This window comes from Tumebacillus algifaecis (genome assembly GCF_002243515.1).
Classification (GTDB): Bacteria; Bacillota; Bacilli; order Tumebacillales; family Tumebacillaceae; genus Tumebacillus_A; species Tumebacillus_A algifaecis.
On sequence record NZ_CP022657.1, the window covers coordinates 2,644,801 to 2,657,298 of the forward strand.

Sequence of the window (12,498 nt, forward strand, 5' to 3'; positions counted from 1 at the left end):
GTCCCCCTTATGGGAACGGATGCGGTTGCAGATTGATTTCTTCCGGCGCGATCGGTTCCTTGCGGTATCCCATGGTGACCGGAGCTTGCTGCACACGCTCCATGACGATGCGTCTAAACTGATGGCCAAACGACATCGTCAGCATCCCTTGCACGATCACTTTGACCGCCCGAATCCCCAGCGGTTCCAACTCCGGTGGTGTCTCATCGATGATCAGAATATCCTGATGATGCTCGAGCAAACGGTCCATCAGATCGGTCAACTCGGCAGAAAAGTCCTTGGGAGGTGTGTTTTCGTACCAATTGGCGTACAGGTCGCGCACGCTTTTTACCTGACGCCCTTCGCCGAACAAAAAGTCATAGCGCGGCAACGTGTCCGGATGCGAGTAGAGCAACACGTGATCTTCCATCGTCTGCACCAGCGTCGGATCGTTCACCATCGCCTCCGCTTCATCGCGTTTTGGCGTCAACGAAATCTCGTAGATCGGCATCGAGGTCACCACTTCGACCATCGCTCCCATGATCGCTTTTTCCGGGTCGGCATGAGCTCCGGCAGCCGTATACGTTTTCACACCCGCGTCCTCTGCCGGATTGATCAGCGTCGCCCAGATACTCGGGATGCCACTTTCCATCGTCATGTCGAACAGATGCAAGCGGTACCCCATCGCTTCGACGCGGTCTTTCACAAGCAGGATGTTTTGGTCCTTTACGCCTTCCAGATCGATTTCGGTAAGCGGCAGACGATTGTACCAAGCGACGAGGAACGCATCGCGCTCGATCACTTCCATCAGACCATAGTAAATCGCTTCTTCGAGCGAACCGCCCATCGCACAGCCGTTCGAAGTCTCATAGACAAAGCGATTGACCGGAGGTTGGTCGGGCGTCGTCTGACTCAATCGATAGTAGACCATCTGTTCCGGGATCAGCACCGATTTTTGCTGACGCCACGAGTAGGCCCACACCCAGCCAACTTTTAGATCATCATCATAGGGATGGTAACGAAAGCCTGGCTCCGCGCGCTGGGCCGGATCGTGAATGCCCAGCTGAGGCGGATGGATCGCATGTTCACGGAACTCTTGATAGGAACCGAAGTTCACCGTCTTTCTGCCGCGTGGAATCATACCCGCATAACGTTCCAGCGCTTCCAAAATGGAAGTTAATTCCGAATCGTTAAACGTGACGGTGCGGCCAAATCCGATCTCCGTATGGTTCTCCGTTTCCAGAGGCAGTTCAGCGCCAGTGATCGGAATGAATTTCGAGTACGTCTCCCGATACAGGTGATGGATCAAGCCCATGCGCCAATCGTAAAATTCTTTGCGCAAATTCTCCCGGTTCAACTTGGGGTTGGGCAAACGGTAAGAGCGCGGGTCTGACTTCAGGCGCGATTCGATCCGCACCTCCGCCAATTCCGGGCTGTCATCTGGCACAACTGAACATTCAGGGCACTGCGGATGGGCGAGGAAATGATGAATCTGTCCCTTTAGATTGCCATCATATCCGGCGTACACCGCTTGTGTGAAGCGCAGCGTGCGACCTGCTGCGAACGACTCCAACTCCTCCGCGATCAACTCGCCAAACCAGTCGAGAAACGGTACGGTCCAGAGCTTAGGCGCAACCCGATACGACTCGCTTTGTTGAGCTTTGCTCACCGCGTTCCAGATCGGCTTGTTCGGATGGACATTGCGCATTCGAATCTCCGCGCACTGCAGACAACCTTCTTGCTCCGCGAACGACCACGGCCCGAGAAAGCCTCGATCGACATAGAGATAAGCGCGCAAGTAAGGAACGCCATGCGCTCGCGTCTCCCGTTGAATGTTCATCTCCCAGTCAGGGTCACGGCGATCTGACAGGCTCAATACCACACCGGGCTTGGCCCCTGACAGATCGAGCGCTTGCGAGTTCTGCAAACGAACCAGTTCAAAGTCAGCTTCCAGACGCTCGGAAACCGCTTCTGCAAAAAGACCTTCGCCTACGATCCATATCTGCCGCTTGTTCATCGCGCACTCACCTCCTCCAATCCGATCTGACCGATAAGCACGCCATACTGCAGCGGTGCTTCATCGACCAGCCAAGGCATCGAAACGACGGTGATTCCCTGGAACAGCAGTTGCTCATGCATCTCGCTGTTCCAAGCCTGCCAAGTCAGACTCTCCGCTTCTGGCACCCATTCGACCTGCTCGACGCGCTCAGGCAGTTGTGCTGGCTCAGCAGTCGCTGCCGCCGCCCGTTCCGGATGGTTTTCCTGCAGTTGACAAGCGCTCAGCGCCTGCAACAAAGCGGCTTTCAGCGCCTCACGCCGCGTGCGGCCAATTCCCGAAGCGATCCATTGATTGTCACACCAGATGCGAACCTGATGTGCTGACGAAACGCCCAGATCGACTGCGAACAGACGAACCTGCAAGCCATAACGCAGTGTCAGCATCTTCAGAAAAGACTGCTCGACATTCGCTTCCAAACGCACTCCCGTAAACTCTTCCAACCGTGTGCCAAGACGTCCAGCCCGCTCGATCAACGCTTGCAAGATCCCTCGTCCCTGCCACTCATGCACATCGCGCCCATGGCTCCAGGCCGCATCGATCGACAGGTTCACAGAAGATACTTGCTCCTCGACAAAGCGCGCATAGGCGGTCAGACCTTCCCGAACTGCCATCTCCATCGCCTCATCGATCTGCTCACCGCCAGTGACCACGGCGAGCGCTCGTCCGTCCACAGCGCCCGGCAAGCGGACGACCGCTTGCGCATGTGCGAACGGAAGCTGCCAGAGATCGCCTGGATGCAACAAGCTCAGCACACCGACCCGATCATCCTTGATCTCTTCCAAGTGTCCCAAGAAATCGCGCAGAGGTTCCGCTTCCTGTACCTGTAGGAAACGCTCCATCCCCTGCTCAGCCGAACTCTTGCCCGGTCGCTGTAGCGGTGAAGGCCAGAGGCGGTGATGCTTGGCTTCCAGTTCTCGCGGGTCGATCAGCGCAACCTGATCGCGCACGCTCAGCGTGTCCAAAGCGGTAATCGCTTTGAAAGCTTCCAAGGCGGCGACGTTTCCGATCATCACCTGAAAGATTGGCGATTCCGATTCCACCAAACGCTCACCCAGCGGCACAAAGCGATCGAGCAGACAATGCCAAGAGGTCGTCGCTTCCTCATCGAGCAGTGGCCCGATCACGCCAAGGCCAGACAACTGTGTGCCGATCAAAGCAGGAATCTTCAATTCGGCGCACACGTCAATCAGTTGGCCGACTGCCGCCTCTTCATACGCATCACTCACATGTACGACGAGCGATGGACGTTCTGTCTGTTCACGAAGCCACGTATCCTTGCGGCCCGCCGTGATCCAAGCAGGATCGAACGCCGCATCTCGTTCCTTCCAGCGATCGATCCAATTGCGCAATTCCGCATCGTCCGTCTCGGCGATCATCGGCGCCCGCAGTCCCATCTTGATCAAAGCGCGCACCAGCGCGCGGAAACTAAGCCCCGATCCGGTGAGCAGCACCTGTCGATCTCGATAGCGGCGGAACAGCTCACGACCGTTCGACGCCTGATCTTCTAAAAAGAGCAACGACTGTTTGTACAGCGTCTGTTCCGATTCGCTGATCGGCACTTCGCTGTCGCTCGTCGCATCGATGACCACGCCGCGTCGCACCAGCTCGTGCACCAGCGTGCGCACAAAATTTGCTTGCGCTTCCGGTAGCGGTGCAACCAATTCATCCAATGTCCGCTCTCCGGTGAGGTAAGGAAAGACCTGCTCCACCCATTGATAGATCGTCTGACCCTTGATGACAAATTCGTTTGTCCACGTCCGAAAATAAACACCTTCGTCTGTAGCTGCATAATGCACATGCGGTTTATACTTTGGCTTCATGCTCGTCAGGAACTCCTTCCCCACCAGATTGTCCAAACCCCTTGACCAACTCCTGCCAAGTGATCCCTTTCACACGCTCAACCGCACCGCAAAGCAGGTAGCAGAGCAGATGTTTATAGTTCGGATTGATACCAAACAAGGGTAGATAGGTGTAGAAAACATTGATCAACATTCGATAGGTGGCAAACTCCGGCGATTGGAAAAACTGCTCGTTGCCCTGTTTGGCAAACAAAGTTTTATGGAAATCGCTCATGCCAGCCTCTGGGTCATCCATCTTCCAACGATCGACCGCTTCCTGACCGATGCGCTCAGCCAGATCCTTGTAATGGTCGGTGCTCGAAGTGAGCTTCCCATCCTTCGCCATCGTGTAGCACTCCTGAAATAGATCACGAAGCGACTCCGACCAGATGCGCAGCGGACGTTCTTCTCCGATGTACACGCCGTTCGCATCCATCTTGCTCAACACGTCGCGAAGCGTCTCCTCTACGATGCCGCCAAGTTGCTCCTCCTGCTGTTTGTAGGCAGCCAGCAGTTGACCTTTTTGATCCATCTGTTTCAAAAAGCCCTCAACGTGTGAGCGGTAGGACAGATGACCGCGCAAGATTCCATCGCTCGGGAATTGCTCCGCGACCGCCGCCATCATCTTGATCATCCAGAGGTAGCGCTTGAGCGTATCACCGCGCGAGTCCTCCATGATGTCCAGCACCGCATCGAGCGCCTTCACCCAGAAGTTTTCGATGGCTGTCATCACGTTGACCCCGTTCACCACTTCCGAACGGCGCACAAACGGCAGTTCGACAACCGTATTGTCCGCCTGCAGCGGCTCGTAAGGACCCGCTTCTAACTCCCAGGCCCCAAGTGTCTTACTCAGTTGAATATACTGAGCCGGATCGAGTGTGCGAAGTGAAGGGTGCGCTTGTAGATAGGGAGCCAGCGCCTCGCGCACATAGGGCAGGATCGAATCGGTGAAACGATCATGATCCGCTTCCATCTGCAACACCACATGCGGACCAAATTTCCAGTGGCGACGCAAATGCAGTCGCTCCACGCCAAATTTCGTGCGCAGCTCTTGTAGCAGCGGACGAATGGCGTCCAGCAAGAGCGCCTCCTTTTGATCTTCATAGTAGTACACGTGAATCGCTTGCCACACCTTCCTCAACCCCTTCCACCCGGCTTGCCAAGTTCGACCGTCAATTCTGTCACATGAGTGCGACCCTGCTCGTTAAAAAACATCCCCTCAGCATCGGGTAGCATCTCTTCAATTTTCATGCCCAGCTTGGTGTCCACGATGATCTTGCCGAACAGACGAACCAGTAACGGACTTTCAAAATCGATATATTGCGGTTTAAAATTGGTGAAATTCACTTCCGTCTGCTCCGCCTCTTTCCCTTCGAACATCTGGGCAAACGGGTTCTCCTCGTCGGTCATCGGCATAAAGCGAATAAAGACGCGGCTGGGCAGCCCAAGTTTCGTACGCCACTTGTGTACACGGGAGAAGAATTCATAATCGCTCTCTTTCTTCTCACGCTCGATCAATCGACTGCGCGGCACCATCCATTTTTGACGTGAGACCACGACCTGTCCGAGACGCACGCGCGGATATCTGCGCACTTCCTGCAAACGCTGCTCATCGGTCAACGTGTGCTCATGGAAGGAGTGGAAATTGAGCGGGAGCAGCGAGTTGGTAAACAGGTTGGTGACCATGCGCACCAAGCTCGGTAGCATCAGCGGGATCAGCGTACCCAAAAATGCAGTTTGGAGCGGACCTGTTTCGGGATGATGAAGCATCACGCGGTCCGTCTGTTTGTCATAGACCCACGACAGGTCGCTCCAGCGCAGCGATTCGGGCGCCGCTTCGCTCGGCCAAGTCTGAGGCAGATCGGGAAATACCAGTTCGCGTTGGGCCAGTGGTTCGCGCAAGTTTGCGTTAAATCCGTACACACCCGATACTTCAGCAAAGGCACCGGTGCCTTCAAACAACGATTCCAAATAGGCGCGCAGTTCCTGCACTTCGTTCCCCTCTGCATACTCCAGGAAACGGGTGAAGAAGGTGAGAAAACCGTGATAGGCTTGGTTGAGCACCAGCAGGTTTTGTCCATCTGCCCGTTTCTCCCATTGAACGAAAAAGTCGTGCGCCATCGGGCGATTGCGAATGCTTTTTGGAATCCGTGACGTGAACGACTCCACATCAGCGTCGCTCAACACCACTTCTTCCCCGCTCAACAGCCGTTCGGTGATCAGGCGCCCAAACTCCAACTTCAGCTCGTTTAAGATGCGAATGTTTTCCACATCGTTCGCAAGCTTCAAATCTGCATGCAGTTCCTCCGGCACCATCGCCCGGAAGAATTCCTGATTGACCGTCACCAGTGCCTGAATCATGTCGGAAGCACGGGTGCAGACACCATCTTCCCCGTACTGCTCGCGGAACACCTGTGCCAATCTTGACTGCAGGCGGTACTTCACATCGAACAGCGGCGAGAGTTCTTGCAGGCGAGCGAGATCCTGTGCCATCGCTTGCCACTCGTCAGCAGGCAAACGAGTTGGCTCCGGCATGATCGCATCTTCATAGAGAAGCATGGCAAAACGAGTGCCGTCCGGCTCCAGGCCGACCGTCGCATACAGCCCCTCGAACAGCGCGGTCAATTGCGATAAAAGCTCCTTGCGCTCTTCCACCCCTGCCGTTTCAAACGTGGTGATCAGTGCCTGCACCGTATGCAGATCATTGGCAACTCTGTCCGTGATCTCTGTCGGCCACTGCTCAAGCCACCCCAGTACCTCGGCCAGAATATCGGGTGTCTGATCCAGTATTTCGGCGGCCGGTTCGAGAATCTGCAAGTCGATCAACTGCCCGAGGAATTTCGCGATCTCCTCTTGTTTGCCAAAACCGGACAGATCTTGGAGCAGATCGGCAAACGAGAGCCGCTCTCCCGGTGCAGATTTCACTTTATCCAAGACGGTCTGAATCGAGGGGTTATAATTAAGCGAGACGTGCGCTTCGGACGTGCGGAACACGCGCGGTCTGCGCTTCGGATTGTCTGTGCGGCGCATCATGCGGAATTGACCGTTGCTTACCATCGATGAGCGATTCGTTCGGTAGGTGAGCAGTGGACGAATCTCCGGCCGATTCAACAGCCCATCAAACAAGCGGAGCACATATGTATGATTGATCCGCAGGCGGCTGCTGTAATGTCCGACCGATGCGAGAGACTGTTTGCCGTCCTGATCCCATTCACCGAGTCCGACTAAGGTAAAGGAGCTAAAAGGTGATGTCTTAGCTCCTGTGCGCGTCAACACCGTGCTCAGGTTGTATTCCACTTTGCGCAACCGTGCACTCTGCTCTTCGATTGGTGTTTCGATGTACTTTTGCAGCTTAGTGTACAGCTCTTGACTTGTCTGCACCACGCCGTTGAGAAAATACGGATCTTTCGCCAGTTCCTGCATCTTAAGACGGCTTTGATGCAACTCGCCCTCATAGTGCGACTGAGCTTCCTGTTCCAAATCACGGTTTGATTGATAAACGACCTCCCAAGCTTGCATCTCGGCGATCAGATCGTCCGGGATATGTCCAGCAAACTCAGGAGGACGCTTTTTCGGAAAACGGCTGTTAAAAATGTCACGTTTATATTTGATCAACTGGTTGCGCACCGCATCATCGACCAGTTTGGGCACGGCGGCCTCGATGCGGTCAACAAGCGGCTGCGTATGTCTGCTCAACCAATTGGTTTGCTCCGTGATACGATAGAGGCAGTCCATCGTCTGTGGAGCTTGCCACTCCAGCAGACTCTGAATCGAGATGCCTGCCACGCGCAACATGAAGTTCGGTGCGAGCTTCGTTTCGACGCCCGCACGAACCGATGCGGTGTCAGTTGTCATTTCATTCATTTTAGATGCCCCCTTTGATGCTGGTAGAACTACCCCTAAAAAAAGAAAGAATGATTTCGAATGATATGTATTATAATAGTAGTGTAACTAGCAAAGCGCTCGATTTGACTGTATAAAGATTGGTTGGCGCTGCGGGAACAGCGTCAACCAATCGAATAAAGTATGCATAATTAGCAGCTTCCGCAGCAAGAGCTGGAACCGCAGGTGGAGCAGCCAGAGCTGGAGGAGGAACCGGACGATGCAGCAGTCTCCGGCAGAGCCATTGCATCATTCAGGTCCATTACTTCCAGACCAGTCACTTCGAGTGCTTTGATTTCCATTATGTACACCCCCCTCCTTTTTGAAATACACCCCAATCCCCATCATTAGCAGCTACCGCAGCAGGAGCTGGAACCGCAAGTGGAGCAACCGGAGCTGGAGGAGGAACCGGACGATGCAGCAGTTTCCGGCAGAGCCATAGCGTCGTTCAGGTCCATTACTTCCAAACCAGTAACTTCGAGAGCTTTGATTTCCATGTGTTTTCACCTCCTTTCAATTCAATCCCATACAACCTGTCCATCCATTAGCAGCTACCGCAGCAGGAGCTGGAACCGCAAGTGGAGCAACCGGAGCTGGAGGAGGAACCGGACGATGCAGCAGTCTCCGGCAGAGCCATTGCGTCGTTCAGATCCATTACTTCCAAGCCAGTAACTTCGAGAGCTTTGATTTCCATGTGTTTTCACCTCCTTTCAAGCAATTCCCTGCATTGTAGTCTGAATAGTAAGTTTATTCCCGCCAAAACCATACGGTTTTTAGTGTAATATTCAGATTCTAAACAAATCACATCACTGTTTATCTGATCTTTTTTCAATAGAATCTGTAGTCATTTCATTTATATTGATCTTATATTTGAATTCTATCACAAGAAACTTTCTTGTACAAGGAAATTTTAGGTTTTTCTATACATTTTTTCAATGATTATTCGACAATTATTATGTTTATTTACTTCGAATAGAGAATTATTCTAATTAATTCCAACTTCATACTCCATACGACTTGCTCATGAACCCCGTATTCATCGGTTATTTGGCACGATCGGCTGTCTGAAAGTGAAGACAAGCACTCGAATGTTTGATCACAGGACAACGACTCACGAGTTGAGAACCGATCAGTCCTGTATTCCAGCACATCACGTTTTAAAATATTCCACTATTAATTAATTTCTTAAACAAAGCCCATTCTTCACCACCGCATTTCCATTGAACATAAATAAAACACTTGAATTATCGCCACGCCTCCCCTCTTGCCTAAACTGCCTCTCGATTTGCTCTGGGTTCTATCTTCACCGCTCACTTCAAGGTGCGGACTTTATTTTTATTTCACACTCATCTTGATGCTTCCCAAATTTATTCTCCTTATGTATAATAATAACGAACACAATTGCATCACAAGGAGCGTTACAGGTGAGCATAAACCCTCTTGAAACACTCGGACAGAGAATCAAACGCCTTCGCCTTGAGAAAGGGATGACCCAAAGCGAGTTGGCCGATGACTATGTGACCGTCTCCATGATTTCCCAGATCGAACGTGGGAAAAATACGCCATCGGTCGAACTTGTCCAGCACATCGCAAAGAAACTGCAAGTTCCCTTGCACGACCTGATGAAAAATGAAGTTGAGCAGATGGAGACCGCTTGGAAGCACCAACTGGCCAAAGTGTATTTATTGACGAAACAACCGGTGGAAGCAGAACCGCTATTGCTGAGCTTGCGGGAAATGAAGGAGTTATCGCAGATACATCAGATCGAACTGACGATGGAATTGGCGGAGTGTTATTATTTGCAGAAACAGTCGGAGGATGCGTTGGCACTTTTGTTGCCCTTGGTCGAGGAGTTGGAATCGGTGACATTTGATGACATCCGCATCCTGTCCATGCTCCACAATACCCTCGGGAATGTCTATTATCAAAAACAAAACTACACAGACGCGAGCTACCATTACCGACGGGCACACGATCTGACCCTCCGCTTCCCTGTCTTCGACCAACTTGCGGCCAGGATTTCCTACAATGTCGGAATCACCTATCAACTGCATGGCCATCACGGTCAGTCCGAACTTTACCTCAAGCGCGCCTATGAGTTTTTCCAGAACACGGAACACATTTATGAAATCGCTGCAACGTTAGTAGCCAAAGGTATCACCTATAAGAATCTTCACGAGTACAAGCTCGCCTCGGAGTCGTTAACAACTGCTGCTGGAATCTTTTATGCCATGAACCTGATTCAAGAATCCTGCGATACCAAAGTCACCCTCGCGGCTGCCGTCATAGCAAAAGAAAATCCTGTCGCGGCGCTTACACAACTGGAGGAATGCCTTCGTTTTTACGAAACGGCAGAATCGTATGCTGATCTGCTCCTCGTGTACTCACAGATGGCCTTAATTCAGCTGGCAGCCAGTCAATTTGACGCAGCCTCTCAGCATTTATGCCAGGCTGCTGCCATCATCGAACGGTGCGCGGATGACCGCTCTCCTTCTATCGGAGTCTATTTTCAGACACATGCCCGCTACCACTTGCTTGTTCACAACTATTCTTTGGCGGTTGATTTCGCTTTTAAAGCGGCTGCTGCTTTTGCTTCGATCGAGCTGTTAGCCGATCAAGTCGATTCCCTGCAAATTGCTTGCGATGCCTACCACCTAAACGGTTGCGACACCCAAGCGTTTCAAACAGCACAACAATGTTGTGAGATTTTGAAACGACTAAACGGACGGAGTGATTCCTAATGAAAAAATACCTCATCTCAGCCATCCTGCTTGTGATTCTCGCCTTGAACGAAGATCCTCATGGTACTCCCATTCAGCAGCAAGCGTACGACAAGCCGATCGGCCCCTTGAGTCCACGTGCGGTCGCGGCCACTGCCCATTTCGGTTCGGAACACACGGTCAACTCCACTCTCGATACGCCAAGCGCTCTGCACGCTCGTTTGCATGGGTAGTGTTGGTGAGACCTGCACGTTCAAAAGGTCAACTTGTTGCTAAGTTGACCTTTTTATCGTTTTTTTGGCGTTGCTCAGCTCGTCTATTAACGTGCATTCAGCGACCCAGGCCGTTGAGACAGGTCTGCCGATTGACTCGATCCCTTTTCCCCCCAACAAAAAAACAACTGCCTTCTCTCCATTGAAGAGAAAGCAGTTGTCAGTCATCGTCCTGTCCTTACCGTGTTCAAAATCGTGGTAAGGAGCGCCGTTCGATTGTTTTGCTCCAACAAATAGAAGTGATCCCCCTCAAACATCTGCCACGCAAACTCCGCTCGGGTCAATTCCCCCCACGCTTGCATTCCCGATTCACTCAGCATCTCATCCTGCCAGCCACCAAATGCGAAGATCGGACAATCGAGGAGAACTCCCGCATTATATTCATACGTGTCACAAACCTCAAAATCGGCACGCACCGTGGGCAGCACCAAACGCATCAATTCTTCGTTTTCGAGCAACTCCTGCGGAGTACCGCCCAGTTTGACCAAATCCTTGATGAGGTCTTCATCCGACTTGGTGTAGTACGGATCGTCGTTGGTGTACGTATGCGGCCCTGGGTAGCCGGAGACGAAAAGATACTGCGGCTCCACCTGATCGTGTTGCTTCAAATATTGGGCGACCTCAAAGCTGACGATCGCCCCCATGCTGTGACCAAAGAATGCGAATGGCTTCTCACCCAGATGGGGACGAAGCTCATCCACCAAGGCTGTCAACAACGGAGCGAGCGACGTAAAGGGTGGTTCAAACAGCCGCCCTTCACGGCCAGGGAGTTGGATCGCGACAACTTCGATCGAATCGGGAAGCTCTTTGCTCCATTGATGAAAAGCAGAGGCACCACCGCCCGCAAAGTGGAAGCAGAAGAGGCGCATCACAGCCTGCGGATTAGGTTGTATGCAGTGAAACCATTTGGATAGTTGCGTCGCTTGGGACATGGTGTATCCTCCTCAGCTGTGCGGTCTAATTGAGCACTTCATCACGGGTCAACAAGGTGATGCTGCTCGGCAGGTTCGGTTGGTCAGAACAGATCGCAAAGCGGTAAGCATCATCTACGTCATAGCGCTGAAAATGCCAATGCGGCTGTGGTGTGCCGCTCTCATCTTTCAGCAGCACGCGGCCCGCCTTCAGACTCGGGATGTCAAATCCAAACGAGGTCAGCGGCGTGGACAAGCCCGTGCCGATCGCCTTGATATAAGCTTCTTTCAGTGTCCATAGCACGTAGAAAAAGGCGTTCTGCTCCGTCCCGTGCAAGCTGTACAGCTCGTCACGCTCTTCTGGGCAGTAACAATGTTTCGAGACATCCATCTCGATCTCCCGCAACCCTTCCACATCGACACCGAGTACGCCTTGTGTCGTAATGCCGCCGAAAATCCAATCACCCGAGTGGGAGACATTGAAATCGCCTTGCCATTGCGTCAAGCCTTGCACGTACGGACGGCCTAGGTCGCTCCGACCAATCTGCAACTCGCTCGCCGCAACCCCCAAGTGATCGGAAAGCATTTTCCGAGCCAGTTTTGCTGCGAGCAAGCCACTTTGACGGTCCTCCCAGCGTCTGTACCGCATGATGCGCTGTTGGTCTTCCAGCGGAAGGGTTTGCAGAGCCGTTTGCATGTCAGTGTCGGACAATTGTGCACCACGATGGATCGCGAAAAGCTGGATGTTTGTCATTTGTGGGGACGCTCCATTTTTCTTAATATATATTAATTTTCATTTTAGCATAACTTTCTGAGAATGTGGATAAAAAAGAGCCT

General features: G+C 52.5%; 11 protein-coding genes. 2 read left to right on the top strand and 9 right to left on the bottom strand.

Annotated features, from left to right (window positions below; genetic code table 11):
• Positions 1 to 7 precede the first annotated feature (7 nt).
• The 7 genes from CIG75_RS10990 to CIG75_RS11020 all read right to left on the bottom strand — a co-directional run bounded on the left by CIG75_RS10990 (position 8) and on the right by CIG75_RS11020 (position 8,452).
• On the bottom strand, positions 8 to 1,996 hold the full coding sequence (locus CIG75_RS10990) for a TOMM precursor leader peptide-binding protein (protein ID WP_094236695.1): 1,989 nt from the start codon (positions 1,994 to 1,996) through the stop codon (positions 8 to 10).
• Positions 1,993 to 3,858, bottom strand: a complete 1,866-nt coding sequence (locus CIG75_RS10995; RefSeq protein ID WP_094236696.1) for a hypothetical protein — start codon at positions 3,856 to 3,858, stop codon at positions 1,993 to 1,995. The genes CIG75_RS10990 and CIG75_RS10995 overlap by 4 nt, the downstream gene beginning before the upstream one ends.
• Positions 3,842 to 5,008 (bottom strand): lantibiotic dehydratase C-terminal domain-containing protein, encoded by a 1,167-nt coding sequence (locus CIG75_RS11000; RefSeq protein WP_157729510.1) that lies wholly within the window; start codon positions 5,006 to 5,008, stop codon positions 3,842 to 3,844. Before CIG75_RS11000 ends, CIG75_RS10995 begins: the two co-directional genes overlap by 17 nt.
• A gap of 5 nt (positions 5,009 to 5,013) precedes the next feature.
• Positions 5,014 to 7,740 carry a lantibiotic dehydratase gene (locus tag CIG75_RS11005; protein WP_094236698.1) on the bottom strand — a complete coding sequence of 909 codons (2,727 nt, stop codon included), beginning with the start codon at positions 7,738 to 7,740 and terminating at the stop codon, positions 5,014 to 5,016.
• Positions 7,741 to 7,910: 170 nt separating this feature from the next.
• The gene (locus CIG75_RS11010; RefSeq protein ID WP_087458043.1) at positions 7,911 to 8,060 is read right to left on the bottom strand and encodes a thiazolylpeptide-type bacteriocin; all 150 of its coding nucleotides are present in this window, start codon (positions 8,058 to 8,060) and stop codon (positions 7,911 to 7,913) included.
• Between the two features lie 45 nt (positions 8,061 to 8,105).
• Positions 8,106 to 8,255 carry a thiazolylpeptide-type bacteriocin gene (locus tag CIG75_RS11015; protein WP_087458043.1) on the bottom strand — a complete coding sequence of 50 codons (150 nt, stop codon included), beginning with the start codon at positions 8,253 to 8,255 and terminating at the stop codon, positions 8,106 to 8,108.
• A 47-nt stretch (positions 8,256 to 8,302) separates the two neighbouring features.
• Positions 8,303 to 8,452, bottom strand: a complete 150-nt coding sequence (locus CIG75_RS11020) for a thiazolylpeptide-type bacteriocin (protein WP_087458043.1) — start codon at positions 8,450 to 8,452, stop codon at positions 8,303 to 8,305.
• Positions 8,453 to 9,182: 730 nt separating this feature from the next.
• Here CIG75_RS11020 and CIG75_RS11025 point away from each other — a divergent pair.
• Entirely contained in the window at positions 9,183 to 10,499 is a 1,317-nt protein-coding gene (locus CIG75_RS11025; protein ID WP_094236699.1) for a helix-turn-helix domain-containing protein, read from the top strand.
• Positions 10,499 to 10,711, top strand: coding sequence for a hypothetical protein (locus tag CIG75_RS11030; RefSeq protein ID WP_094236700.1), 213 nt, complete (start codon positions 10,499 to 10,501; stop codon positions 10,709 to 10,711). The genes CIG75_RS11025 and CIG75_RS11030 overlap by 1 nt, the downstream gene beginning before the upstream one ends.
• A gap of 203 nt (positions 10,712 to 10,914) precedes the next feature.
• Here the strand turns inward: CIG75_RS11030 and CIG75_RS11035 are convergent, their stop codons facing one another.
• Entirely contained in the window at positions 10,915 to 11,682 is a 768-nt protein-coding gene (locus tag CIG75_RS11035) for a thioesterase II family protein (RefSeq protein WP_094236701.1), read from the bottom strand.
• 25 nt (positions 11,683 to 11,707) lie between these two features.
• Complete coding sequence (locus CIG75_RS11040) at positions 11,708 to 12,415, bottom strand: 4'-phosphopantetheinyl transferase family protein (protein WP_094236702.1); 708 nt, start codon at positions 12,413 to 12,415, stop codon at positions 11,708 to 11,710.
• Positions 12,416 to 12,498: the final 83 nt, after the last annotated feature.

Coding starts and splice junctions, on each gene's coding strand:
- CIG75_RS10990 (WP_094236695.1), bottom strand. CDS start 1,996: ATGAACAAGCGGCAGATATGGATCGTAGGCGAAGGTCTTTTTGCAGAA.
- CIG75_RS10995 (WP_094236696.1), bottom strand. CDS start 3,858: ATGAAGCCAAAGTATAAACCGCATGTGCATTATGCAGCTACAGACGAA.
- CIG75_RS11005 (WP_094236698.1), bottom strand. CDS start 7,740: ATGAATGAAATGACAACTGACACCGCATCGGTTCGTGCGGGCGTCGAA.
- CIG75_RS11010 (WP_087458043.1), bottom strand. CDS start 8,060: ATGGAAATCAAAGCACTCGAAGTGACTGGTCTGGAAGTAATGGACCTG.
- CIG75_RS11015 (WP_087458043.1), bottom strand. CDS start 8,255: ATGGAAATCAAAGCTCTCGAAGTTACTGGTTTGGAAGTAATGGACCTG.
- CIG75_RS11020 (WP_087458043.1), bottom strand. CDS start 8,452: ATGGAAATCAAAGCTCTCGAAGTTACTGGCTTGGAAGTAATGGATCTG.
- CIG75_RS11030 (WP_094236700.1), top strand. CDS start 10,499: ATGAAAAAATACCTCATCTCAGCCATCCTGCTTGTGATTCTCGCCTTG.
- CIG75_RS11035 (WP_094236701.1), bottom strand. CDS start 11,682: ATGTCCCAAGCGACGCAACTATCCAAATGGTTTCACTGCATACAACCT.
- CIG75_RS11040 (WP_094236702.1), bottom strand. CDS start 12,415: ATGACAAACATCCAGCTTTTCGCGATCCATCGTGGTGCACAATTGTCC.